Below are 23,667 nucleotides of genomic sequence, written 5' to 3' on the forward strand. Positions count from 1 at the left end.
TCCCTCCCCCTGCTTACTTTATGAACATGTTGACGCTGGACCGCAGGCACAGCGCATCCGCTCCGCAGGCCTGGGCCTGCGACTTTTCCGTGGCCTGGGCATTGACCTCATAGAAGTCCGTGCAGCCGGTGGCGGGTGCATCCAGCGCGGACGTCGCACTACCCGACTTGGGACAGGCGGTCGTGATGTATCGGGGATACCAGTACCCATCGGGCTTCTGAAACCCGGCCGCCTTGGCCTTGGTCGTCCGAAAATCCGTGCCGAGCCCGATGGAGTCCGTACGCACATCGGACACCGAGCAGGGAATGCCGCTGCCCTCGGCCACCGGAGTGCCGGCGCCATTGCAGGGCTTGAGTGCGACGGCATGCTCCAGCAGCTTGCGCTCGCCTTCTCGCAGCGTGCCATCCGCGGTTTCATACAGCCGCTGGCTATCCACCATGTTGGCGGCGATGCGCGCCTCCAGCGTGGCCACGCGCATGCCGACCACCGCCAGCAACAACACCAGCAGCAGCATGATCATGGACACCAGCAAGGCATTGCCGCGCTGGCGCCCGTCCAGGACACAGGGCATGCAGCGGCGGCTCCGGGCTCCGATCAGCGCGGTCATGGCATCAGATTCCTCAGGGTGAGCGTGCCGGTGGCCAGTTGCAGCAGGGCGCCGGCATTCGCATCGCATCGGGCCGCGGCGCCGCCCAGTTGCGCCCAACGCTCGCAGACGGTGGAGGCCATGCCCTGCGTCACCTTGCCGGAGCTTTCCAGCAAGAGGGCAAGGCGCAGGGAACGGATGGCTTCCTGCTGCCCGGGCAACGTGGCCGCGAAGGCATCGACCCGGCGTATCGCGCCGGGCGCTGTCTGCCGATCGATGCCGAACTCGAAATGCACCGCCCGCACGCCATCGGCGAGCGGCACAACCTCCTGCGCCGCCCGGCACACCAGCACACCACTTTCAACGGTGTATTTCTCCGCGAACATGCCGGTCGCCGGCGTCGGAGCGTCATAGGGGCCGGCGGCTCCCAGGTTCGCGGGCGTGCCCGCACAGTCGGTTTCCGCAGCGTCCCGGGGCTGGAAGCGAAGGCAGATGCTCTGCGTGTCAGCCGCGTAGAGCGCCTGTCCCTGGGCGAACTGGCAGCCGTTGGGATGGGGCGAGGAATCGGCAGGAAATGCGTCGAACATCGCCTGCGAAGGGTCTCTTCTGTAGCCTGCCTTGGAAAACTCGGAGTCCAGCACGGCCAGTGCCAGCCGGCTGTTGCCGAGGTTCTCGCTCTGCCCCACGCGAAAACCGAAGCTCGACAGCCCCTGCATGTAGATGGTGGTGGCAATCAGCACGAGGAACAGGCCGATGGCCAGCGCCACCATAATCTCCACCAGGGACATGCCCGCCTGGGACGGCATGCGCATGCGGCACGCCCATGCGCCCGGCCCGCGCTCAAAGCCGCGACCGCAGCGTGAATGTGCAAAATTCATTGTCGCTTCCATCCAGACATTGGCCTTTCTTGACCGGCCAGGCCACCGTCACGGACACCAGGCCATCGGCATCGGCGCTCACGGCGAAGGAGCTGTCGATGCGGTCCGCGGTGAGATCGGGCACCAGCTTGCGGGCCCGGTCGCCCCAGCAGGCCAGGCGCTGCTCCCGCGGCTGCGGCAAAGGCTGGCAGGCCACGGGTGCCGCGGGCATCGCGGCACCCTCCAGCTTCTGGTAGCCGCCCAGTTCCGCCACGGGCGCGCCCTTCGCGTCCAGGACCGTGGCCGTGTCCCCCCGCAGGGTCTCCAGCAGCTCGGAAGCCAGCATGGATGCCATCTGGCGCCGCTCGGTATCCACGGTGTATTCAATGGCACGCACATGGATGCGCACGGCGCCCAGCAGCCCCACGGCCACCAGCAGCACGGCGACGAGTACCTCGATAAGGCCTGCGCCGCGTTGCCTGCGAGAAGGAAAAGGAATGGACATGTTGCAGACCCGTTGCACGCGCATCAGCAACTGCCGCCGGCAGGCAGCCGCTGCTGGCGCACAAGCCCGGCGCGAGTCACTCTCAGGCATTGCATGCGCGTGGCATGGCGAGCCGTGACGGTCAGCGTGTACAGCGTGCTGGCGCCGGAGAACTGCCTGGCGGTCCCCGTGGTTTCGAACAGGACACCCTGGGAAGAATCACCGGAGGGCGAGACGGTCACGGCATCAGGCACCCGGGCCTCGCGCACCAGTTGCCCGCCCGACTTGGCGGACCATGTCTGCCCCGCGCCCACGAAGCTGCTTTCCACCCGTTTGTAGACCGCTTCGGAGCGAGCCAGCTGCAGCAACGACTGCAACTCGAGCGCAGCCGAGCTGACGCGCTGGTTGGCTATTTGAGCGATGAAGGAAGGAGCGGCCAGAGCGGCCAGAATCGCGACCAGCGCCACCACCACCATCATCTCGATGAGGGTGAAGCCACGGGGCCATTGCCATGTGCCGCCTGGACAGCCGTTGCGCGTGTAACCGGGGTTTTTCATGCAAGCGTGCTTCTCGTTGCCGGGGAACCATGCGACAGGCCTGCAAGCCCTGCGCCATTGCTCTTGATTGATGTTTGCAATCGTAATGCAAAGGCAATTTGGAACACCTATTGACACAGGTTATGGGACAAATATAGGACTTGTCTTATAAAAACCTGCGCAAAGCGCAACACCCCATCCAGCAAGCCCGGCCCGCCGTCCGTGCACGCAAGCTCGGCGGGACGGCCCGCGCAACGGGCATGGCATGGCCACGGTGGCGATAGGGCAGGTCCCGAAGTCAGGAGGCAGGCCTCGCACCAAGCGCCTGAAAATCCACCGCAGCATGCGCGGCCGCAATCCAGCCGCAGCGCAATTGGCGATGCGAATATCCCGTCAGCTTCCAGCCCGAGGAAGATAAAGTTTGCGCCCAAAGCAAAAATCCCCAGTGCATTTCTGCACTGGGGATTTTCTTGTTTGGGGTGGCTGATGGGGCTCGAACCCACGACAACAGGAATCACAATCCTGGACTCTACCAACTGAGCTACAGCCACCGTTGAAGCATTCGATTATATGCCAAAAACCAGCAGACAAATGCTTTGGAACAGGCGTTGCGTGACGGATCGGGTGCAGCAGGAACAACGGCGCATCGGGGGACGCGGGCAAAGGGCAGGATGCCGCCATCCTCCATGCAGCCGCAGCCGGCAGGAGCCTTGCCCGGCGTCCCTGGACGCTTTCGGGGGCAACCAGTCCCCCTGCCGCCCAAAGCAAAAATCCCCAGAGCATTTCTGCTCTGGGGATTTTTTTATTTGGGGTGGCTGATGGGGCTCGAACCCACGACAACAGGAATCACAATCCTGGACTCTACCAACTGAGCTACAGCCACCGTAGAAGAACGCTATTCTATTCCAAAAAACTGCTTGATTTCTGAAATTTCTGTTTTTCTAGAAATTTCCCTCATCAGGGGCGCGGGACCTTGATCTGCACCTTGAGCTGTTTCTTGAGAAGCTCGTAGTATGCCATAGCTTCCGCCACGGCCGAGCTTCGCAGGAAGTCCTGCTTCTGCGCGGCAGCCGCCTGCGCATCATCGGCCGGACGCTCGACGATGCGGTTGATCTTGACCACGGCATAGCCTTGCGCGCCCAGGTCAACACCCGTCCACGCAGGCAGCTGGGCCGTGGGCGCACGCAGGGCAGCGTCCACCACTTCGCGCGACTGGCCTTCGGGCTGGTCACGGCTGATCACCTTGGCTGCGGGCAATTGCGCCGCGTCAGGCTTGGCCTTCCATGCGGCGAGCTTGGCTTCGCCATCGGCCTTGGCCAGTTCGGCGGATTTTTGCGCCACATACAGGGTGCGCAGCTTGTCGCCGACCTCGGCCATGGGCAGCGTGCGGGCAGGCGTGTACTCCACCACGCGGCCGGCCACCAACTGGTTGGAACCCAGCTCCACCGCATCGGTGTTGCGCTTGTTGTTGAGCGAATCGCTGGAGAACAGCGCCTCCAGGAAACGGGGATTGGCCAGGGGGCCCTTGACGTTGGGGCCGGGCTGGCGCGTCACATGGTCTGCCTTTTGCACGGTGAGCTTGAACTTCTCGGCCACGGGCTGCAGGCTGTCCGACTGCTCGTAGACCGCGTTGGAGAAGCCTTCCGCCAGTTCGGCGAACTTGCGCTGCGCCTGCTGCTGCTTGAGTTCTGCTTCCAGCTTGGGACGCATCTGCTCGAAGCTCGGCGCCTTGGGCTTCTTGATGTCCACCAGCGAGATGATGTGGTAGCCGAAGTCGCTGTGCACCACGTCACTGATGTCGCCGACCTTCATGCCGAAGGCTGCATCCTCGAACGGCTTGACCATGGCACCACGGCCGAAGTAGCCCAGGTCGCCACCCGATGCAGCGGAGCCGCCGTCCTGCGAGTTGGCCTTGGCCAGCTCCGCGAAGCGCTTGGGGTCCTTGCGCAGCTCGGCCAGCAGTTCCTCGGCCTTGGCCTTGGCTTTCTCCTGCTCTGCCGCGGGGGCATCCTTGGATGCGTTGATCAGGATGTGGCTGGCGCGGCGCTCCTCGGGACCGGCCAGGCGCTCGGCGTTCTGGTTGTAGTAGGAACGCACATCGTCTTCGCTCAGCGTGATGCCGGCCTCGATGCTGGGCACATCCAGCAGCAGGTATTCCACCTTGGCCTGCTCCAGTTGCTGGAACTGGCTGGTGTGGGCGTCGTAGTAGGCCTTGAGGTCGGCCTCGGTGGGCTGGACCTTGCTGGCGTAGGCGCTGGCTTCGAAGCGTGCCACCTGCACTTCGCGGCGCTGGTACAGCGCATCGATGGCCTGCTTGACCTGGGCGTCGGTCGCAAAGGCCGTGCCCGTGACGCCACCCATCACCTGGTTCATGGACAGTTCGCGGCGCAGATTGGCCTCGAAGCCCTCAGGCGTCAGGCCCTGCGATCCGACCAGGGCGCGGTAGGCTTCGGCATCCATCGAGCCATCCGGCTTCTTGAGCGCGGCAATCGCGGGAATCTCCTGCAGCGTGCGCACCAGCTGTGCATCCGATGCGGCCAGGTGCATCTTCTGCACGGCAGCGGCCAGCACCTGGTCACGCACCATCTTCTCCAGCGTGGCGTAGCGCGCCTGCGGCGAATCCAGCAGCTTGGGGTCGACGTTGGGGTTCTCGGCGCGCAGGCGGTCGCTTTCCATGCGGTGCGCGTTCTCCCAGTCGGCCTGTTTGATCTCATGTCCATCCACACGCGCGACGATCACGCTGGATTCGGTGAAGTAGTTCTGGTTGACCCCCACGAAGATGAACGAGGGAATGATCAGCAAGAACAACAAGATCATCACGAACTTGGAATGCTTGCGGATGGATTCGAACATGGTCTGTCTTTCAGTGGCAGAAATAGAAAAGGCGAACTTTCGTTCGCCTTTTGTTCTTGGTGGGTGCTGACGGGGTCGAACCGCCGACCTACGCCTTGTAAGGGCGCCGCTCTACCAACTGAGCTAAGCACCCCACCTTGACTGGTGTCAGTTCAGGGCATCCTTCAATGCCTTGCCCGGACGGAACTTGGGAACCTTGGCGGCCTTGATCTTGATGGTCTCGCCGGTGCGGGGGTTGCGGCCCGTGCGGGCGGCGCGCTTGCCAACGGCGAATGTACCAAAACCAACGAGCGACACTGTACCACCCTTTTTGAGGGTTTTCTTCACAGCCTCAATCGTGGAATCCAGTGCGCGAGCAGCCGCAGCCTTGGAGATGTCGGCGTTGTTAGCGATGTGCTCAATCAGTTCGGTTTTATTCACAAGATGCCTCTGGAGAAATAAGTGAATGGAATGTCTCTGCGGCCACCAACTTGGCGCGACCAGAAACCCGGCGCGACGGATACGGAATCTGGCTTGCCGTTCGACGCTTGCCTCGGGGCAGGCATCGGTGAATTAAAGCCATCGACCTTCCAGGTGTCAATGCACGCTGTGCATCGCAACGACAGGGCACGATTCTATGCGGTTTTGGCGCCAGCTTTGGCTTTGCGGCCGGTTTTTTGCGCGCAGCGGGTGCTAGCGGCTTCACGAATTGACAAGGGTTGACAATGGACTTGCCCGCCGCAGGCCTTGCCAGTGCTGCAATGCGCCTCACCGCTTCGCATCCACGACGCCGCAGCCGCTGCCCTGCCTGATTCAAATGCTTCCAAAAATATAGCAACGCCAGACAGTTTGACGTGTCTGGCGCAGGATCCCGGGAACGGCCGGAAAGGCCCTCAGTGCGTGACCCGCGCGCGGATCTCGGGCAGGGCTTTTTGCAGGTAGTAGACCATCGACCAGACGGTGAGCACCGCCGCCACCCAGATCAGCACCTGGCCCCAGACGCCAGTGTCGATCATGCCGAACACACGGCCGTCGTACAGCAGGAAGGGGATGGCCACCATCTGCGCCGTGGTCTTGAGCTTGCCCAGCATGTGCACGGCCACGCTCTTGCCCGCGCCCAGGTGGGCCATCCATTCGCGCAGGGCCGAGATGGCGATCTCGCGGCCGATGATGATCAGGGCCACGAACACATCGGTGCGCTGCAGATGCACCAGCACCAGCAGCGAGGCGCAGACCAGGAACTTGTCGGCCACGGGATCGAGGAAGGCGCCGAAGGCCGATGTCTGGTTGAGCTTGCGCGCCAGGTAGCCGTCGAGCCAGTCGGTGGCCGCGAAGACGATGAACATGACCGTGGCGACCAGGTTGCGGGTCGCCACGTCGAAAGGCGCATAGAACACCCCGACGATCAGCGGAATCGCGACGATCCGCGTACAGGTCATCAAGGTGGGGATTGTGAGAAACATGGCCGCCATTGTGTCACGTACCTTGGTGTTTGAGGTTCTGTTTGCGGGCCTGCGGTGCAGCCCGCGGGACAGTCGTTTCAATGCAATGCACGGTAGATATCTTCAGCCAGCGCAGCCGAGATGCCGTCCACGCTGCACAGGTCCTCCACCGTGGCTTCCGACACGCCGCGCACGCCGCCGAAGCGCTGCAGCAGGCGCGCGCGCTTCTTGGGGCCCACGCCCGGAATCTCCTCGAGCTTGCCGCCGCCCACGCGCACCTTGGCGCGCGCCGCGCGCATGCCGGTGATGGCGAAGCGGTGGGCCTCGTCGCGGATCTGGGCCACCAGCATCAGCGCGGCCGAGTCGTAGCCCAGGTAGATCTTCTCGCGCCCGTCGGCAAAGACCAGTTCTTCCAGGCCGACCTTGCGCCCCTCGCCCTTTTCCACGCCCACGATGCGCGAGACATCGAGCCCCAGCTGCTCGAAGACTTCGCGCGCCATGCTGACCTGGCCCTTGCCACCGTCGACCAGCACCAGGTCCGGCAGTTGCGGCTGCTTGCCGGTGAGCTCGGCACCGCCCGCCTCTCTTTGCGCCTCGGCCACGCGGCTGTAGCGGCGCGTCAGCACCTGGCGCATGGCGGCATAGTCGTCGCCGCCGGTGATGCCTTCGATGTTGAAGCGCCGGTATTCGCTGCTTTGCATCTTGTGGTGATGGAAGACCACGCAGGAGGCCTGCGTGGCCTCGCCTGCCGTGTGCGAGATGTCGAAGCATTCGATGGTGAGTTCGTCCAGGTTCTCGCAGGCCAGGTCCAGCGCCTCGACCAGGGCGCGCGTGCGCGCCTGCTGCGAGCCTTCTTCAGCCAGCAGGCGGGCCATCTGGATGTCGGCGTTCTTTTGCGCCATCTCCAGCCAGATGCGCCGCTGCTCGCGCGGCTGCTGCACGGCGGTGATGCGCACGCCGCCTTGCTCGCTCAGCAGCGCCAGCAGTTTCTTGTCCACCGGGTGGCTGACGATGAGCACGGGCGGCACGGCCACGCCGGTGTAGTGCTGGGCGATGAAGGCCTCCAGCACGATCTCCTCGACCGGGCGCGCGGACTCGGCAAGACTGGCCTCTTCCTCGCCGGCGTAGACCGAGGCGGCATCTCCCAGGTTGGCGGGAAAGTACGGCCGGTCGCCCAGGTGGCGGCCGCCGCGCACCATGGCCAGGTTCACGCAGGCGCGGCCGCCCTGCACCTTCACGGCGAGGATGTCCACGTCGCGGTCGTCGGCGGTTTCTATGACCTGCTGGTGCAGCACGCGCGACAGTGCCGTCATCTGGTTGCGCACCTCGGCGGCCTGCTCGTATTCCATGCGCCCGGCGTGCTCCATCATGCGGGCCTCCAGCTGGCGCAGCAGTTCCTGGGTCTCGCCGCGCAGCATGGCCTCGGCATTGCGCACATCCAGCGCATAGGCTTCGGGCGAGATCAGGTCCACGCAGGGGCCGGAGCAGCGCTTGATCTGGTAGAGCAGACAGGGCCGCGAGCGGTTGGCGAAGACCGTGTCCTCGCAGGTGCGCAGCCTGAAGACCTTTTGCAGCAGCTGGATGCTTTCCTTGACGGCCCAGGCATTGGGATAGGGGCCGAAGTAGCGGTGGCGCTTGTCCACGGCGCCGCGGTAGTAGGCCATGCGGGCAAAGAGCTGGTGGGCCGGCTCGCCATCCCGGCCGTCGCGCGCGGCGACGCCGGTGATCTTCAGATAGGGATAGCTCTTGTCGTCCCTGAACAGGATGTTGTACTTGGGTTGCTGCGTCTTGATCAGATTGTTTTCGAGCAGCAGGGCCTCGGCCTCGGAGCGCACCACCGTGGTCTCCATGCGGGCGATCTTGCTCACCATGTGGCCTATGCGCGTGCCGCCATGGTTCTTGGTGAAGTAGCTGGAGACGCGGCGCTTGAGGTTGATGGCCTTGCCCACGTACAGCAGCGTGCCTGCCGCGTCGAAATAGCGGTAGACGCCGGGCAGGCCCGGCAGCGCTGCCACCTGGGCCAGCAGTTCATCGGAATGGGGTTCGGACATGCGCCTATTGTGGCCGCTGCCCGGGCCCGCCGCAGCGGGCCTGCGGGCCCTCGGGCTCTTACTCGGCCTCGATCTTCGAGGACTTGACCACCTGGGCCCAGTTGGCCCAGTCGGTCTTGACCATGGCGCCGAGCTGCTGCGGGTTCATGTAGTCGGCCGTGGCGCCCTGCTCCTGCGCCTTTTGCTTGAAGGCCGGGTTCTCCACGACCTTCTTGAGGTCGGCCGTGAGCTTGTCGATCACGGGCCTGGGCGTGGCGGCGGGCGCGAACACGGCAAACCAGGAGGTGGCGTTGACGCCTGCGTAGCCGGCCTCGGCCGTGGTGGGCGCATCCGGCAGGCTGGGCAGGCGCTGCGTGCCGGTGACGGCCAGCACGCGCAGCTTGCCGCTTTGCACATGGGGCATGAAGGGCGGCGCCGTGCCGAAGGTCAGGTCCACCTGGCCACCCAGCAGGTCCTGCAGCGCGGGGCCCGTGCCCTTGTAGGGGACGTGGACCATCTTGATGCCGGCCTGCTGCTCCAGCATGGCGCCGGTCACGTGCTGCAGCGATCCGTTGCCGGAAGAGGCGTAGTTCAGCTTGCCCGGGTTGGCCTTGGCATAGGCCACGAGTTCGGCCAGCGTCTTCACGGGCAGCTCGGACCGCACCACGATGATCTGCGGCGCCGACAGCACATTGGCCACGGGCTGGAAGTCGCCCTGCTCCCAGGTGCGGGCCTTGGTCAGGTGTGGCGAGATCACGTGATAGCCCGAGTACTGCATGAGCAGGGTGTAGCCATCGGCCTCGGCACGCTTGACCAGGCTGGCCGCGATGGAGCCGTTGCCACCGCCCTTGTTGTCCACAACCACCGACTGGCCGATGACGGGCGCCAGGGCCTGGGCCGCCATGCGCGCGGCCAGGTCGGTGGTGCCGCCGGCTGCGGCCGGCACGATCATGGTGATGGTCTTGGCGGGGTAGCCGCCCTGCGCCAGTGCGGCTGTGCCGCCCAGGCCCAGTCCTGCGATGGCCATGGCCACGGCTGCGATCTGTCTGCGTTGAATCTTCTTCATCTTTGTCTCCTTGGTTTGCTCGGTTCTTGTGAATGAGAATGCGCGCCGGCCTCAGCCCTTGGCCAAAGCCCGTTCGCGGATGGCTGCAAAGTCGGCTGGTGGCTGGTGCAGGTCCAGCCGCGCGCCGGCCTTGGCGATCTGGCTGGCCGTGTCATGGCCGATCAGCGCGGGCAGGCTGCGCGCGGCCGCGACGATCTGCGCCAGGTCCACGCCGGTGTCGTAGCCCATGAGCTGCAGCGCGTGGACGATGTCCTCCGTACAGGCATTGCCCGAGGCGCCCGGCGCATAGGGGCAGCCGCCCAGGCCGCCGATGGAGGCATCGAAGCGGTCGCCGCCCGCCTCGATGGAGGCCAGCACATTGGCCAGCGCCATGCCGCGCGTGTTGTGGAAATGCAGGGTCATGCCCAGCTGCGGCCAGCGCTGCCGGAAGGCGGCCACCATGGCGCGCACCTGGGTCGGGAAGGCCATGCCCGTGGTGTCGCACAGCGTGATGCCCTGCACGCCCAGATCGGCAAAGCGCTGCACCCAGCCGAAGACTTCTTGCTGCGGCACATCGCCCTCCATGGGACAGCCAAAGCAGCACGACAGCGAGACATTGACGGGCACGCCCGCCTGCTGCGCCGTGGCCACGACCTGGGCCAGCGCCGCGAACGACTGGCTGCGCTGCATGCGCAGGTTGCACAGGTTGTGGGTCTCGCTGACCGACATGACCAGGTTGAGTTCGTCCGTGCGCGCCTCGATGGCGCGCTCGGCGCCCCGCGCATTGGGCACCAGGGCGGTGTAGACGGTGCCGGGGCGGCGCTCTATCTCGCGCATGACGATTTCGCCGTCGCGCAGCGCGGGAATGGCGGTGGGCGAGACAAAGGCCGTGACCTCGATCTTGGACAGGCCGGCCTGCGACAGCGCATTGACCAGGGCGATCTTGTCCTCGGTGGGGACGAAGGCCTGCTCCATCTGCAGCCCGTCTCGCGTGCCGACCTCGTTGAAGAAAACGCGGCGGCCCGCGCCCTGCCAGACATCCGTGGTGTGTACGGCGTTCATTGGATCACTCCCTTGCTGCGCAGCAGCGCAATCTGTTCGGCCGTGAGGCCGGCCTCGGCCAGCACCGCGTCGGTGTCGTCGCCCACATGGGGGGCGCTGGTGCGCACCGTGCCCGGCGTGAGCGAGAGCTTGGGCACGATGCCCGGCACCTCGATGTCGTCGCCGTCGCGCGTGTGCTGGCTGAGGATCATGTCGCGGGCGCGGTAGTGCGGGTCCTCGGCAATGTCCTTGGCGGTGTAGACCTTGCCGGCCGGCACGCGTGCGGCGGCCAGCTGGTCCATCACGGCCTGCACGCTCTGCGTGCGCGTCCAGCCGCCGATGACGGCATCGATCTCGGCAATGCGCGCCACGCGGCCCGCGTTGTCTGCCAGTTGCGGATCGTCGGCCAGGTCCTGGCGGCCGATGGTGGCCATCAGGCGCTTGAAGATGGAGTCGCCATTGCCGGCCACCAGCACCCAGCCGTCCTGGCAGGGATAGGCGTTGGACGGCGCGATGCCCGGCAGCGCACTGCCCGCCGCCTCGCGCACGGCGCCGAAGGCGCTGTATTCGGGCAGCAGGCTTTCCATGACGTTGAACACGGCCTCATGCAGCGCCACGTCGATGACCTGGCCGGCACCGCCGTTCACCTTGCGGTGGTACAGGGCCATCATCACGCCGATCACGCCATGCAGCGCGGCCAGCGTGTCGCCAATCGAGACGCCCACGCGCACCGGCACGCGGCCTGGCTCGGCCGTCAGGTGGCGCAGGCCGCCCATGGCCTCGCCGATCACGCCAAAGCCCGGCAGGTCGCGGTAGGGGCCGGTCTGGCCGTAGCCCGAGATGCGCAGGATGACCAGGCCGGGGTTGAGTGCATGGAGCTCTTCAGGCGACATGCCCCAGCCTTCCAGCGTGCCGGGGCGGAAGTTCTCGACCAGCACATCGGCCTCGGCGATCAGGCGCCGGGCGATGTCCTGGCCCTCCTGCTGGCGCAGGTCCAGCGCCACCGAACGCTTGTTGCGCGACTGCACCTGCCACCAGACCGAGGTGCCGTTCTTGATCAGGCGCCAGTTGCGCAGCGGATCGCCCGCGCCCGGCGCCTCGATCTTGACCACGTCGGCGCCGAACTCGCCCAGCGTCTTGCCGCAGAACGGCCCGGCGATCAATTGCCCCATCTCGACCACGCGCACGCCGCTGAGCGCGCCGGGTGTGGGGGCCTGCCTTGTCTGTTGTGTCATGGGTTAGCGCTTCCTCTTTGTCTCCTGCGGCCGGCCTCCGATGGCATTGCCGCGGCGCCGATCTTGCCGCCGTCCGCGCCGGCCGCAAAACGCTCAAGCGCGACGCTGCCATCGCAAACCGGCATGGCAGAACCCGGTCGGGCGGGGCCGGGCGATAATCGCCACCCCATGAAACTCGACCCGATTTCGCTGCGCCTGTTCGTGGCCGTGATGGAGGAAAGCGCCATCGCACGCGCTGCCGCACGCGAACACATCGCCCCCTCGGCCGCCAGCCGGCGGCTGGCCGAGCTGGAGAGCCAGCTGCAGGTGGAGCTGTTCACCCGCAGCAACCGCGGCAGCGTACCCACGGCCGCCGCCTATGCACTGCTGAACATGGCGCGCGGCGTGCTCAATGACCTGGACGGCATCGGCGAGCAGATGCGCGAGTACGGCAGCGGCCTGCGCGGCCATGTGCGCGTGATGGCCAACATCTCGGCCATCACCCAGTTCCTGCCCTCCCAGCTGCAGCGCTTCCTGGACCAGCATCCGCATGTGGACGTGCGCCTGCAGGAGCGGGTGAGCAGCGACATCGCGCGCGCCGTGGCAGACAACGAGGCCGATATCGGCATCCTCAACCAGGGCAGCTACGGAGAGAAGATCCGCCTGCGCCCGTACCGGCGCGACCGCCTCATCGTCATCGTGCCCCAAGGCCATGCGCTGGTACGCAGGCGCTCGCTGCGGCTGACCCAGGTGCTGGACCATGACCTGGTGGGCATGCACGCCGGCAGCGCGCTCAACCACCAGATCACGCGTGCCGCGGCCGACCTGGGCCTGCAGCCGCGGCTGCGCATGAAGGTCACGGGCTATGACGCGCTGTGCCTGATGGTGGCCTCGGGCCTGGGCGTCGGCATCCTGCCCGAAGGCAGTGCCCGCCTGTACCTGGGCGCCCTGCCGCTGCGCTGCATTGCGCTGGACGAGCCCTGGGCCGAGCGCCAGCTGATGTTGTGCGTGCGCTCGCAAGAGGCACTGCCGCCCGTGGCCCAGTTGCTGGTCGAACACCTGTGCGAACCCTGACTCCCATGCTTGCCTTCAACCCCATCCCCCCGGCCCCTCTGCCAGAGCAGGCCGTTGCACGGACCTGGGACATCTTCTGCCAGGTCATAGACAACTTCGGCGACATCGGCGTGTGCTGGCGCGCGGCGGCCGACCTGGCCTCACGCGGCCAGCGCGTGCGGCTGTGGATGGACGACGCCAGCGCCCTGACCTGGATGGCGCCCCGGCCGCACCCGGCCGGACTCAGCGTGCACGGCTGGCCCACGCAGGCGCAGGACATTCCGCAGGCCGTGGGTGATGTGGTCATCGAGGCCTTCGGCTGCGAGATTTCGCCGCCCTTTCTGGCGGCCATCGCGCGCCGCGCGCCGCTGTGGATCAACCTGGAGTACCTGTCGGCCGAGGACTATGTGGAGCGCTGCCACCGCCTGCCCTCGCCGCTGATGTCGGGGCCGGCTGCGGGGTTGACGCGCTGGTTCTTCTACCCGGGCTTCACGGCCGCCACGGGCGGCCTGCTGCGCGAGCCGGACCTGGCCGCGCGCCAGGCAGCCTTTGCTTCCGGGGGCCGGCAGGCCTGGCGCACACGCCACGGCCTAGGCACCGGCGATTGCGCCATCTCGCTGTTCTGCTACGAACCGCCTGCCCTGCCGCACTGGCTGTGCCAGCTGCATGCTGCGCCGCCCGCACCACAGGCCACGCATCTGCTGGTGACTCCCGGGCGCGCGGCAGCCGCGGTGCAGCAGGCCATGGCCGGCGTGACCGCCGCAGACCACGGTTCGGTGACCCGGCATGCGCTGCAGCCCTGCCCCCAGCCGCAGTTCGACGAGATGCTCTGGGCCTGCGACCTGAACCTGGTGCGCGGCGAGGATTCGCTGGTACGCGCGCTGTGGGCCGGCCAGCCCCTGGTCTGGCACATCTATCCCCAGCACGACGACGCCCACCACGACAAGCTCGACGCCTTCCTGGACTGGCTGCAGGCGCCGGCCAGCCTGCGCGCCTTCCACCATGCCTGGAACGGCATGGCACCGGCAAGCACCCTGCCCGCAATCACGCCTGCGCTGCTGCGGCAATGGCAGGACTGCGCACTGGCCGCGCGCGCGCGGCTGCTGCAACAGACCCCATTGATTGAGCAGCTGCAAGCTTTCGTGACCGAAAAAAGCTAGAATGCACGTTTTGCCTCCCTGGAGGCGCCGTTGCGGGCGACCGCCAGCCGGCCGCCATCGACCAACCAGGGTTGCACCCGCCGCGGAACTGCGGCAGGCGCACCGTCCCAGCGACTTCGCTTGCCTGCCCTGTTGAGCGGCTTCAACCTCAGCCAAGCAAGCTATGAAAATCGCTCAAGAAATCCGCGCCGGCAACGTGATCATGCACGGCAAGGACCCGATGATCGTCCTGAAGACCGAATACGCTCGCGGTGGCCGCGGCGCCGCCACCGTGCGCATGAAGCTCAAGGCCCTGCTGTCGAACATGGGCACCGAAGTCGTGTTCAAGGCCGACGACAAGATCGACAACGTGATCCTGGACAAGAAGGAGTGCACCTACTCCTACTTCGCCGATCCGATGTACGTCTGGATGGATGCCGAATACAACCAGTACGAAGTGGAAGCCGCCAACATGGGCGACGCCATCAACTACCTGGAAGACGGCATGCAGGCCGAAGTCGTGTTCTACGACGGCAAGGCCATCTCCTGCGAACTGCCCACGTCCGTGGAACGCGAAATCACCTGGACCGAACCCGCCGTCAAGGGCGACACATCGGGCAAGGTGCTCAAGCCCGCCAAGATCGCCACCGGCTTTGAAGTGCCCGTGCCCCTGTTCGTGAGCCAGGGCGACAAGATCGAAATCGATACCCGCACGGGCGAATACCGCAAGCGCGTCTGACCGACGCCTGCAGTTCCCTCTGCGAAGCCCCTGGCAATCTCTGCCAGGGGCTTTTTCTTTGGGCGCGCGGCATCCATGCAGATATTTACCCGGGTTTAATTGACTTGCAAATTTTACCCGGCTAATATCCAGCACATGACTACCGACTCTTGCATGGCGGGCGCCGAGCCCGCACCCAGCTACACCATCTTCCAGGGCCATGGCCGCCTGCTCCAGGGGGACAGGCCTGCCGTCCTGCAGTTCCTGCAAAGCCATGAACAGCAGCCGCAAGGCAGCGGATCGGCGCCGCCGCTGTGGGTTTTCGACGACCACAGCGGCATGCGGCTGGACCTGGACTGGCGCAGCGAACTGGCCGCATCGCCCGCACCCGGACAAGCCGCCGCACCGCGCAGCGTGGGCCGCCCCAAGCTGGGCGTGGTGGCACGCGAAGTCACCTTGCTGCCACGGCACTGGGAATGGCTGAACCGCCAGCCCGGTGGCGCCTCCGGCGCACTGCGCAGACTGGTGGACGAGGCGCGTGGCAAGCATGCCGCACAGGATGCCGTGCGCGCCGCCACCGAGGCCGCCTACCGATTCATGAGCGAGATGGCGGGCGACCTGCCCCATTTCGAGGACGCCAGCCGCGCCCTCTTTGCACACCAGGCCGACGCCTTTGCAAGGCACACCGCCACCTGGCCCGAGGATGTGCGAAGCTATCTGCAGCAACTGAGCAGCGCTGCCTGGTCCTCGCCGCCATCGCCGCCATCGCCAGCGCAGGACTGAAGCCCCCGCCTTCCATTGCATTTTCTCGTCGCATTAACAGACACAACATGACGAAACCTAACGAACCTCTGCCCCAGGCTGCTGCGCCTGCCGCATCCAGCCCCGCCGGGCCGCCCATCGCCCACGGCACCCAGCCGCTGTGGCGCACCTTCCTGGTGTTCCTGGGCCCCATGGTCCTGGCCAATATCCTGCAGTCGCTGTCGGGCACCATCAACAGCGTCTTCATCGGCCAGATGCTGGGCGTGCAGGCCCTGGCGGCCGTCGCGGCCTTTTTTCCGGTGATGTTTCTCTTCATCGCCTTCGTGATCGGCCTGGGCGCAGGCTCCTCGGTGCTGATAGGCCAGGCCTACGGTGCGCGCATGCACGACAAGCTGCGCGCCATCGCAGGCACGGCCATGTGCATAGGGCTGCTGTTCGGCGCCGTCGTGGCCCTGTTCGGCGGACTGTTCACCGAGCCGCTGATGCGCCTGCTGGGCACGCCGCCCGACATCATGGAGCAGGCCACGCTGTATTCGCGCATCGTGCTGCTGGGCATGCCGGGGCTGTTCGTGTTCCTGCTGGCCACCTCGCTGCTGCGCGGCGTGGGCGACACGGTCTCGCCCATGCTGGCCCTGCTGATCTCCACCGGCACGGGCCTGGTCTGCACGCCGGCGCTGATTGCGGGCTGGGGCGGCCTGCCGCGCCTGGGCGTGGCCAGCGCGGGCGTATCCATGATCCTGGGCTTCACCCTGGCCCTGGCCTGGCTGGGCTGGCGGCTGCGCCGCATAGCCAGCCCGCTGGCGCCCAATGCCGCGCTGTGGAAGGCCATGCGCATTGACCGGACCCTGCTCAAGAGCATCCTGCGCGTGGGCATTCCCACGGGCGTGCAGATGATCGCCTCGTCCATGGCCGGGCTGGTCGTCGTGTCGCTGGTCAACGGCTTCGGCTCCAGCGCCACGGCAGCCTATGGTGCGGTCAACCAGATCAACTCGTTTGCGCAGTTCCCGGTCATTTCGGTGGCCATCACGGCCTCCATCCTCGGCGCCCAGGCCATCGGCGCTGGCCGCAGCGAGCGCCTGGGCGCCATCACGGCCACGGCCATCCGCATGAACCTGGCATTGGGCGCCGCCCTGGCCCTGATCGGCAGCCTGTTCGCGCGGCCGCTGCTGGGCATGTTCATCACCGACGAGCAGGTGCTGGTGCTGGCCATCGAGCTGCTGTACATCGTGCTGTGGAGCGGCCTGCTGCTGGGCTGCTTCATTGCCCTGTCGTCCATCATGCGTGCCAGCGGCGATGTGGTCATTCCCACGGCCATCACCATCACGGTGCTCGCCGTGCTGGAGCTGCCCCTGGCATGGTGGCTGAGCCGCAGCTTCGGGCTGATGGGAATCTGGATGGCCTTTCCGCTGTCCTACACCCTGACGCTGTGCCTGCAGACCGCCTACTACAAGCTGGTGTGGAAGAAGCGCCCGATCCGCCGCATGGTGTAAGGCGTGCGCCATGCAAAACAGGCTTCCCGAGGGAAGCCTGTTTTTTTGGGGGTGGGCAAAGCGTCAGGCGTTCAGGTCCAGCACCACGCGCCCTTCGATCTTGCCTTCATGCATGCGCGCGAAGATGTCGTTGATGTTCTCCAGCCGGTCGGTGGACACGGTGGCCTTGACCTTGCCCATGGCCGCGAAATCCAGCGACTCCTGCAGGTCCAGCCGCGTGCCCACGATGGAGCCACGCACCGTCACGCCGCTGAGCACCATGTTGAAGATGGGCAGCGGGAAGCTGCCGGGCGGCAGGCCGTTGAGCGATACCGTGCCGCCGCGCCGCACCATGCCCAGCGCCTGCTCGAAGGCCTTGGGCGAGACCGCCGTGACCAGGGCGCCGTGCGCGCCGCCAATCTCTTTTTTCAGATAGGCCGCAGGGTCCGTGGTCATGGCATTGACCGTGACCTGTGCGCCCAGGCGCCGGGCCAGCGCCAGCTTGTCGTCATCCACGTCCACCGCCGCCACGTTCAGGCCCATGGCCTTGGCATATTGCACGGCCATGTGGCCCAGGCCGCCGATGCCCGAGATCACCACCCAGTTGCCGGGCCTGGTGTCGGTGACCTTCAGGCCCTTGTAGACCGTGACGCCCGCGCACAGCACGGGAGCGATCTCGATCAGGTCCACGCTGCCGGGCAGCAGGCCCACGAAATTGGCATCGGCCAGCGCGTACTGCGCAAAGCCGCCGTTGACGGAGTAGCCGGTGTTCTTTTGCTGCTCGCACAGCGTCTCCCAGCCACCCAGGCAATGCTCGCAATGGCCGCAGGCCGTGTACAGCCAGGGAATGCCGACGCGGTCGCCCTCCTTCACATGGGTGACGCCCGCGCCCACGGCGGCCACATAGCCCACGCCTTCGTGGCCGGGAATGAAAGGCGGATTGGGCTTGACGGGCCAGTCACCCTGCGCCGCGTGCAAATCGGTATGGCAGACGCCGCAGGCCTCGATCTTCACCAGCACATGGCCGGGATCGGGCCTGGGCACCGGGACTTCCTCGATGGTGAGCGGCTTGCCAAACTCCCGCACCACGGCGGCCTTCATGGTCCTGTTCATTCGCGCCATCCTTTCTTTGCGTCAAAGTAGGTACAGCATTTCAGCGAAGCGACCTGAACGCCTTGATCAAAATCAGGCCTTGAACCATCAAGGACAAAAAAAGCGGGCAAGGAAAACCTTGCCCGCTTTTCAGGGATGCGAATGCAGGCCTTACACAGGCTGGCCCACCAGGTCGTGGCCCTGCGTGCCCACGATGCGCGCCTTCACGAAGTCGCCCACCTTGTAGGTCTTGCTGGCCTTCTCGGGCGGCAGCAGGTGCACCAGGCCATCGATCTCGGGGGCATCGGCATAGCTGCGGCCCACGCCACCCTTCTTACCCAGGCCCACGGACTTGTCTACCAGCACCTGCATGGTCTGGCCGACGCGCTTTTGCAGGCGTGCCGTGGAAACCTCCTCGGCCACGGCCATGAAACGCGCGCGGCGCTCCTCGCGCACTTCCTCGGGCAGCATGCCGGGGATCTCATTGGCGGCGGCGCCTTCGACGGGGCTGTAGGCAAAGCAGCCCGCACGGTCGATCTGCGCCTCGCGCAGGAACTGCAGCAGGTGCTCGAACTCCTGCTCGGTCTCGCCGGGGAAGCCGGCGATGAAGGTGGAGCGGATCACCAGATCCGGGCAGATCTCGCGCCAGCGCTGCAGGCGCTCCAGGTTCTTTTCACCGTTGGCGGGGCGCTTCATGCGCTTCAAGACATCGGGATGGCTGTGCTGGAAGGGCACGTCCAGATAGGGCAGCACGCGGCCCGTGGCCATGAACGGAATGATCTCGTCCACGCTGGGGTACGGGTAGACATAGTGCAGGCGCACCCAGGCGCCATAGCGCTCGGCGATCTCGGCCAGCGTCTGCACCAGTTCGAGCATGCGTGTCTTCACCGGCTTGCCGTCCCAGAAGCCCGTGCGGTACTTCACGTCCACGCCATAAGCCGAGGTGTCCTGGCTGATCACCAGCAGCTCCTTGACGCCGCCCTCGAACAGTGCACGCGCCTCCTTGAGCACATCGCCCACCGGACGCGAAACCAGATCGCCGCGCATGGAGGGAATGATGCAGAAGGTGCAGCGGTGATTGCAGCCCTCGGAAATCTTCAGGTAGGCGTAGTGCCTGGGCGTGAGCTTGATGCCCGCCTCGCCAAAGGCGCCCGGCACCAGGTCGATGAAGGGATCGTGCGGCTTGGGCAGATGGGTGTGGACGGCATTCATCACCTCCTGCGTGGCGTGCGGCCCGGTCACGGCCAGCACGCTGGGGTGCACTTCCTGGATCAGGTTGCCGCCGTCCTTGCCCGCCTTGGCGCCCAGGCAGCCCGTGACGATGACCTTGCCGTTCTCGGCCAGCGCCTCGCCAATGGTGTCCAGGCTCTCGCGCACGGCGTCATCGATGAAGCCGCAGGTGTTGACGATCACCAAGTCAGCGCCCTCGAAGGTCTTGGAGGTCTGGTAGCCCTCGGCGCTGAGCTGGGTGAGGATGAGTTCGGAGTCCGTGAGTGCCTTGGGGCACCCGAGGGAGACGAAGCCCACGCGCGGAGCGGCCGCGCCGGCAGGGGTTGTCATGGTTGTTGCGTCGCTCGTGGGGGTCATAGGGGCGATATTGTCCCAGTTCTGCGCGAACTTGGTAAACCGCCCCCGAACTTATCCCTGCAAGCTCAGCTATTGCGCTTGATCCCGAGCGCGCCCAGCATCTGCTCGGTCTGCTTTTGCATCTGCTCCTGCATCTGGGCGAACATGTTCTGCGACTGCTCCATATAGCTGCTCATCATGTTCTGCATGGCGGGCGGCTGCATGCGCATGAACTGGCTCCAGGCCTCGGGCGAGGTGCCCTGGGCCTGCTCGGCCAGCTTGTTCTGGAAGTCGGTGAACATCTGCACGTTCTTTTCCAGGTAGGAGCCCATGTAGCCCTGCATGGCGTGGCCGTAGAAACGGATGATGTTGGCCAGCACGGTCTCGGAGAACATGGGCGCGCCGCCCGCCTCTTCTTCCAGAATGATCTGCAGCAGGATGCTGCGCGTGAGGTCTTCGCCCGTCTTGGCGTCCTTGACCACCACGGGCTCGTTTCCCATCACGAGCTGCTTGACTTCCGTCAGCGTGATGTAGGAGGACGTGTTGGTGTCGTAGAGACGGCGGTTGGGGTATTTCTTGATCACGCGCTGGGCGCTGGGGGCGGCGGCTGTTGTCGTCTCTTGCATTGCAATGCTTCTCCTCTTGTACCTGCTGTACCTGTTTGCGCCTGCTTGCACCGGCTCGTGCGGGCAATCGGCTATTGCACTGCAACAGATTCTAGGCAGCACCTGCAGCACCCGGCGCAGCAGTAACCCTGATGGGGATCAACGCATGCGACACGGCAAATGGCCGCCATGCAACCGTTGGGGCAAAAAAAAATCCCGCTTGAAGCGGGATTTCTTTTTTGCAGCCCCTGGTGAGACTGCTTTGTTTGGTAGGCGCGATTGGACTCGAACCAACGACCCCCACCATGTCAAGGTGGTGCTCTAACCAGCTGAGCTACGCGCCTGTCGTTTGTTGAAGCCGCAAGTATAGCAGTGCAAAACAGGGCTTCCGGGCAAGTTGCGCAGTTTTTTGGATCAACCCGCCACCCTGGCGCGTTCCAGCATGGCGTGCATCAGCACATTGCAGCCTGCGGTGATGTCGGCCGGCGTGGCGTCCTCGATCTCGTTGTGGCTGATGCCGTCCTTGCAGGGGATGAAGACCATGCCGGCCGGTGCCAGCCGCGCCATGTAGACCGCATCATGCCCGGCGCCCGAGACGACGGGCATGTGCGAGTAGCCCAGGGCCTTGGCGGCGCGCGCCACCGCATCCACGCAGTCGGCATGGAAGGGTTGGGCGGGGTAGCTGGACACCAGGTTGATCGCTATGGGCAGGCCCGTCTCCCGGCTGATGCGGTCGGCCACGGCGCGGATGTCGGCGTCCATGGCTTCGCAGTCGGCATCGGTGGCGTTGCGCAGGTCGATGCTGAATTTGACCTGGCCCGGGATCACGTTGCGGCTGTTGGGATGGACCTGCACCATGCCCACGGTGCCGCGCCCGTGGGGCGGATGGCGGTGGGCGCAGGCCACCACTTCCTGCATCAGCTGCGCGGCCACCTGCAGCGCGTCCTTGCGCAGGGCCATGGGCGTGGGGCCGGCATGGGCTTCCATGCCCGTGACCACGCAGTCATACCAGCGGATGCCCAGCACGCCGGTGACCACGCCAATGGTCCTGGCGTTGTCCTCCAGCACCGGGCCCTGTTCGATGTGGGACTCGAAGTAGGCGCCGATCGGGTGGTCTCCCGGTTCCTGGCTGCCCACATAGCCGATGCGCTCTAGCTCGCCCTTGACGGTCTTGCCTTCGGAGTCGGTGGCCGCATAGGCATGCTCCAGCGTGAAGGCCTTGGCGAACACGCCCGAGCCCATCATTACCGGCACGAAGCGCGAGCCTTCCTCGTTCGTCCAGAAGGCCACTTCGATGGGCGCTTCGGTCTCGATGCCGTGGTCGTTGAGCGTGCGCACCACCTCCAGCCCCGCCAGCACGCCGTAGTTGCCGTCGAACTTGCCGCCCGTGGGCTGGGTGTCGATGTGGCTGCCCGTCATGATGGGCGGCAGGCTGTTGTCGCGCCCGGGCCGGCGCATGAAGCCGTTGCCGATCTTGTCGATGGTCACCGTCATGCCCGCCTCGCGCGCCCAGCGGGTCACCAGATCACGGCCCTGGCGGTCCAGGTCGGTCAGCGTCAGGCGGCAGACGCCGCCCTTGGGCGTGGCGCCGATCCGGGCCAGCTCCATGAGTGAATCCCACAGCCGGCTTCCGTTGACGCGCAGCTGCGCGATGTCCTGCTTCACTTGGGTATCTGTATCCATTGCGGTCTCCTTGTCATGCGGGCTTCAGCGCGCCACGGCCGTGGGCTGCAGCGTGGCGGCGCGGCGCTGCACCGCGTCGAAGTTGGGGCCGAAGGCAGGGCGCTTGATATAGCGCCCCTTGCCCTTCTCGGCACGCAGATCGCCCTGCGCATAGGCCACCACGCCCTGGCTGATGGTGTGGCTGGGCATGCCTTGCACGGTGCGGCCCTCGAAGATGTTGTAGTCGCCCTTGGAATGCTGGGTCCTGACCGACAGGGTGTGGGTGGCGGCAGGGTCCCAGACGACCAGATCGGCATCGGCGCCCACGCCGACCAGGCCCTTGCGCGGATAGATGTTGAAAAGCTTGGCCGTGTTGGCCGAGGTGATGGCCACGAATTCGCTGGGCGTCAGCCGGCCGGTGTTCACGCCCGCATCCCAGATCACGGCCAGGCGCTCCTCCACGCCGCCGGTGCCGTTGGGGATCTTGGCGAAGTTGTCCCGGCCCATGGCTTTCTGCGCGGCGCAGAAGGTGCAATGGTCGGTGGCCGTGGTGTGCAGCTGGCCCGACTGCAGGCCCTGCCACAAGGCCTCCTGGTGGCCCTTGGCCCGGAAGGGCGGGCTCATCACGTGGGCCGCCGCCTTGGCGAAGTCGGGGTCGCGGTACACGCTTTCGTCGATCACCAGATGGCCGGCCAGCACCTCGCCATACACGCGCTGGCCGCGCGCACGGGCAGCGGCAATGGCCTGCGCCGCCTCGGTGCAGCTGACGTGCACCACGTAGATGGGCACGCCCAGCACGCCGGCAATGGCGATGGCGCGGTTGGCCGCCTCGGCCTCCACCATGGGCGGGCGGGCCAGCGGATGGCCCTCGGGCCCGGTGATGCCCATCTTGGCCACTTCCTGCTGCAGAAGGTAGACCAGCTCGCCGTTTTCGGCATGCACCGTGGGCATGGCGCCCAGCTCCAGCGCGCGCTTGAAGCTGTTCACCAGGGTTTCGTCGTCGCACATGATGGCGTTCTTGTAGGCCATGAAGTGCTTGAAGCTGTTGATGCCCTCCTCGCGCACCAGCGTGCCCATGTCGGCATGGACGCTGTCGCTCCACCAAGTGACGGCCACGTGGAAGGAGTAGTCGGCCGCAGCCTTCTCGGCCCAGCCGCGCCATTTGCGGTAGGCGTCCAGCAGCGGCTCCTGCGGATCGGGAATGACGAAATCGATGATGCTGGTGGTGCCACCGGCCAGCGCCGCCGCCGTGCCGGTGTAGAAGTCATCGGCCGTGACCGTGCCCATGAAGGGCAGCTGCATGTGGGTGTGCGGATCGATGCCGCCGGGCATGACGAACTGCCCCGAGGCATCGATCACCTGCGCCCCGGCCGGCACCAGGGCCGCCACATCCGGCCCCACGGCCGCAATCGTCCCATCCACACACAGCACGTCGGCCTTCTCCTGCCGGTCTGCATTCACCACCGTGCCGCCACGCACCCATACCGAACCCTGTGATTGACCCATAGCGTCATGCCTCCTGTTGGTTGGTCCG

21 protein-coding genes and 4 tRNA genes are annotated in these 23,667 nt (G+C 65.9%); 5 read left to right on the forward strand and 20 right to left on the reverse strand.

Annotated elements, in window-relative coordinates; genetic code table 11:
• Positions 1–13: 13 nt before the first annotated feature.
• The 14 genes from AAN986_RS18160 to AAN986_RS18225 form a co-directional block, all read right to left on the reverse strand.
• Positions 14–607: a PilX N-terminal domain-containing pilus assembly protein gene (locus tag AAN986_RS18160; protein ID WP_047219078.1), complete on the reverse strand. Its 594-nt coding sequence runs from the start codon at positions 605–607 to the stop codon at positions 14–16.
• Positions 604–1,398, reverse strand: a complete 795-nt coding sequence (locus AAN986_RS18165) for a prepilin-type N-terminal cleavage/methylation domain-containing protein (protein WP_047219077.1) — start codon at positions 1,396–1,398, stop codon at positions 604–606. Before AAN986_RS18165 ends, AAN986_RS18160 begins: the two co-directional genes overlap by 4 nt.
• A 28-nt stretch (positions 1,399–1,426) precedes the next feature.
• A complete protein-coding gene (gene pilV / locus AAN986_RS18170; protein WP_241150414.1) occupies positions 1,427–1,948 on the reverse strand; it encodes a type IV pilus modification protein PilV in 522 nt (173 codons plus the stop codon).
• 23 nt (positions 1,949–1,971) lie between these two features.
• On the reverse strand, positions 1,972–2,484 hold the full coding sequence (locus AAN986_RS18175) for a GspH/FimT family pseudopilin (RefSeq protein WP_016445404.1): 513 nt from the start codon (positions 2,482–2,484) through the stop codon (positions 1,972–1,974).
• A gap of 454 nt (positions 2,485–2,938) precedes the next feature.
• A tRNA-His gene (locus tag AAN986_RS18180) sits at positions 2,939–3,014 on the reverse strand.
• Between the two features lie 256 nt (positions 3,015–3,270).
• Positions 3,271–3,346 (reverse strand) — tRNA-His (locus AAN986_RS18185).
• A 74-nt stretch (positions 3,347–3,420) separates the two neighbouring features.
• A complete protein-coding gene (locus AAN986_RS18190; protein ID WP_016445403.1) occupies positions 3,421–5,316 on the reverse strand; it encodes a SurA N-terminal domain-containing protein in 1,896 nt (631 codons plus the stop codon).
• Between the two features lie 57 nt (positions 5,317–5,373).
• Positions 5,374–5,449, reverse strand: a tRNA-Val gene (locus tag AAN986_RS18195).
• A gap of 14 nt (positions 5,450–5,463) precedes the next feature.
• Positions 5,464–5,736, reverse strand: coding sequence for an HU family DNA-binding protein (locus AAN986_RS18200; protein ID WP_012204727.1), 273 nt, complete (start codon positions 5,734–5,736; stop codon positions 5,464–5,466).
• Between the two features lie 452 nt (positions 5,737–6,188).
• Positions 6,189–6,758, reverse strand: a complete 570-nt coding sequence (pgsA, locus tag AAN986_RS18205) for a CDP-diacylglycerol--glycerol-3-phosphate 3-phosphatidyltransferase (protein ID WP_026062576.1) — start codon at positions 6,756–6,758, stop codon at positions 6,189–6,191.
• Positions 6,759–6,835: 77 nt separating this feature from the next.
• Positions 6,836–8,788, reverse strand: coding sequence for an excinuclease ABC subunit UvrC (gene uvrC / locus AAN986_RS18210; RefSeq protein WP_046237912.1), 1,953 nt, complete (start codon positions 8,786–8,788; stop codon positions 6,836–6,838).
• Positions 8,789–8,846: 58 nt separating this feature from the next.
• A complete protein-coding gene (locus AAN986_RS18215; protein ID WP_016445351.1) occupies positions 8,847–9,833 on the reverse strand; it encodes a tripartite tricarboxylate transporter substrate binding protein in 987 nt (328 codons plus the stop codon).
• A gap of 51 nt (positions 9,834–9,884) precedes the next feature.
• Positions 9,885–10,874, reverse strand: a complete 990-nt coding sequence (locus tag AAN986_RS18220; RefSeq protein WP_017406150.1) for a hydroxymethylglutaryl-CoA lyase — start codon at positions 10,872–10,874, stop codon at positions 9,885–9,887.
• Complete coding sequence (locus AAN986_RS18225; RefSeq protein WP_047217675.1) at positions 10,871–12,088, reverse strand: CoA transferase; 1,218 nt, start codon at positions 12,086–12,088, stop codon at positions 10,871–10,873. The genes AAN986_RS18220 and AAN986_RS18225 overlap by 4 nt, the downstream gene beginning before the upstream one ends.
• A 168-nt stretch (positions 12,089–12,256) precedes the next feature.
• On the opposite strand from AAN986_RS18225, the gene AAN986_RS18230 reads away from it, so the two are divergent.
• The 5 genes from AAN986_RS18230 (at position 12,257) to AAN986_RS18250 (ending at position 17,229) form a co-directional block, all read left to right on the forward strand.
• The gene (locus tag AAN986_RS18230) at positions 12,257–13,141 is read left to right on the forward strand and encodes a LysR family transcriptional regulator (RefSeq protein WP_047217674.1); all 885 of its coding nucleotides are present in this window, start codon (positions 12,257–12,259) and stop codon (positions 13,139–13,141) included.
• Positions 13,142–13,146: 5 nt separating this feature from the next.
• Entirely contained in the window at positions 13,147–14,280 is a 1,134-nt protein-coding gene (gene earP / locus AAN986_RS18235; RefSeq protein ID WP_047217673.1) for an elongation factor P maturation arginine rhamnosyltransferase EarP, read from the forward strand.
• A gap of 163 nt (positions 14,281–14,443) precedes the next feature.
• Complete coding sequence (gene efp / locus AAN986_RS18240; protein WP_016445346.1) at positions 14,444–14,998, forward strand: elongation factor P; 555 nt, start codon at positions 14,444–14,446, stop codon at positions 14,996–14,998.
• A gap of 153 nt (positions 14,999–15,151) precedes the next feature.
• Positions 15,152–15,760, forward strand: coding sequence for a DUF2239 family protein (locus tag AAN986_RS18245; RefSeq protein WP_016453014.1), 609 nt, complete (start codon positions 15,152–15,154; stop codon positions 15,758–15,760).
• 47 nt (positions 15,761–15,807) lie between these two features.
• Complete coding sequence (locus AAN986_RS18250; RefSeq protein WP_046237908.1) at positions 15,808–17,229, forward strand: MATE family efflux transporter; 1,422 nt, start codon at positions 15,808–15,810, stop codon at positions 17,227–17,229.
• A gap of 63 nt (positions 17,230–17,292) precedes the next feature.
• Here AAN986_RS18250 and adhP read toward each other — a convergent pair whose 3' ends face one another.
• The 6 genes from adhP to hydA all read right to left on the reverse strand — a co-directional run bounded on the left by adhP (position 17,293) and on the right by hydA (position 23,639).
• Complete coding sequence (gene adhP, locus AAN986_RS18255; RefSeq protein ID WP_016445343.1) at positions 17,293–18,321, reverse strand: alcohol dehydrogenase AdhP; 1,029 nt, start codon at positions 18,319–18,321, stop codon at positions 17,293–17,295.
• Positions 18,322–18,471: 150 nt separating this feature from the next.
• Positions 18,472–19,860 (reverse strand): 30S ribosomal protein S12 methylthiotransferase RimO, encoded by a 1,389-nt coding sequence (rimO, locus tag AAN986_RS18260; RefSeq protein ID WP_047217672.1) that lies wholly within the window; start codon positions 19,858–19,860, stop codon positions 18,472–18,474.
• A gap of 92 nt (positions 19,861–19,952) precedes the next feature.
• Positions 19,953–20,492 (reverse strand): polyhydroxyalkanoate synthesis repressor PhaR, encoded by a 540-nt coding sequence (gene phaR / locus AAN986_RS18265; protein WP_016445296.1) that lies wholly within the window; start codon positions 20,490–20,492, stop codon positions 19,953–19,955.
• Between the two features lie 246 nt (positions 20,493–20,738).
• A tRNA-Val gene (locus tag AAN986_RS18270) sits at positions 20,739–20,815 on the reverse strand.
• A 70-nt stretch (positions 20,816–20,885) separates the two neighbouring features.
• Positions 20,886–22,154 (reverse strand): Zn-dependent hydrolase, encoded by a 1,269-nt coding sequence (locus AAN986_RS18275; protein WP_047217671.1) that lies wholly within the window; start codon positions 22,152–22,154, stop codon positions 20,886–20,888.
• A gap of 24 nt (positions 22,155–22,178) precedes the next feature.
• Entirely contained in the window at positions 22,179–23,639 is a 1,461-nt protein-coding gene (hydA, locus tag AAN986_RS18280) for a dihydropyrimidinase (RefSeq protein ID WP_047217670.1), read from the reverse strand.
• Positions 23,640–23,667 lie beyond the last annotated feature (28 nt).

The organism is Delftia sp. DS1230, assembly GCF_040112715.1.
Classification (GTDB): domain Bacteria; phylum Pseudomonadota; class Gammaproteobacteria; order Burkholderiales; family Burkholderiaceae_C; genus Comamonas; species Comamonas tsuruhatensis.

Excerpts from the sequence above, each read along its gene's own strand:
- AAN986_RS18215 (WP_016445351.1), bottom strand. The coding sequence starts at position 9,833 with ATGAAGAAGATTCAACGCAGACAGATCGCAGCCGTGGCCATGGCCATC.
- AAN986_RS18165 (WP_047219077.1), bottom strand. The coding sequence starts at position 1,398 with ATGCGCATGCCGTCCCAGGCGGGCATGTCCCTGGTGGAGATTATGGTG.
- AAN986_RS18225 (WP_047217675.1), bottom strand. The coding sequence starts at position 12,088 with ATGACACAACAGACAAGGCAGGCCCCCACACCCGGCGCGCTCAGCGGC.
- earP (WP_047217673.1), top strand. The coding sequence starts at position 13,147 with ATGCTTGCCTTCAACCCCATCCCCCCGGCCCCTCTGCCAGAGCAGGCC.
- adhP (WP_016445343.1), bottom strand. The coding sequence starts at position 18,321 with ATGAACAGGACCATGAAGGCCGCCGTGGTGCGGGAGTTTGGCAAGCCG.
- uvrC (WP_046237912.1), bottom strand. The coding sequence starts at position 8,788 with ATGTCCGAACCCCATTCCGATGAACTGCTGGCCCAGGTGGCAGCGCTG.
- hydA (WP_047217670.1), bottom strand. The coding sequence starts at position 23,639 with ATGGGTCAATCACAGGGTTCGGTATGGGTGCGTGGCGGCACGGTGGTG.
- efp (WP_016445346.1), top strand. The coding sequence starts at position 14,444 with ATGAAAATCGCTCAAGAAATCCGCGCCGGCAACGTGATCATGCACGGC.
- AAN986_RS18245 (WP_016453014.1), top strand. The coding sequence starts at position 15,152 with ATGGCGGGCGCCGAGCCCGCACCCAGCTACACCATCTTCCAGGGCCAT.
- AAN986_RS18220 (WP_017406150.1), bottom strand. The coding sequence starts at position 10,874 with ATGAACGCCGTACACACCACGGATGTCTGGCAGGGCGCGGGCCGCCGC.
- AAN986_RS18275 (WP_047217671.1), bottom strand. The coding sequence starts at position 22,154 with ATGGATACAGATACCCAAGTGAAGCAGGACATCGCGCAGCTGCGCGTC.
- AAN986_RS18175 (WP_016445404.1), bottom strand. The coding sequence starts at position 2,484 with ATGAAAAACCCCGGTTACACGCGCAACGGCTGTCCAGGCGGCACATGG.
- AAN986_RS18230 (WP_047217674.1), top strand. The coding sequence starts at position 12,257 with ATGAAACTCGACCCGATTTCGCTGCGCCTGTTCGTGGCCGTGATGGAG.
- phaR (WP_016445296.1), bottom strand. The coding sequence starts at position 20,492 with ATGCAAGAGACGACAACAGCCGCCGCCCCCAGCGCCCAGCGCGTGATC.
- AAN986_RS18250 (WP_046237908.1), top strand. The coding sequence starts at position 15,808 with ATGACGAAACCTAACGAACCTCTGCCCCAGGCTGCTGCGCCTGCCGCA.
- pilV (WP_241150414.1), bottom strand. The coding sequence starts at position 1,948 with ATGTCCATTCCTTTTCCTTCTCGCAGGCAACGCGGCGCAGGCCTTATC.
- rimO (WP_047217672.1), bottom strand. The coding sequence starts at position 19,860 with ATGACAACCCCTGCCGGCGCGGCCGCTCCGCGCGTGGGCTTCGTCTCC.
- AAN986_RS18160 (WP_047219078.1), bottom strand. The coding sequence starts at position 607 with ATGACCGCGCTGATCGGAGCCCGGAGCCGCCGCTGCATGCCCTGTGTC.
- AAN986_RS18190 (WP_016445403.1), bottom strand. The coding sequence starts at position 5,316 with ATGTTCGAATCCATCCGCAAGCATTCCAAGTTCGTGATGATCTTGTTG.
- pgsA (WP_026062576.1), bottom strand. The coding sequence starts at position 6,758 with ATGTTTCTCACAATCCCCACCTTGATGACCTGTACGCGGATCGTCGCG.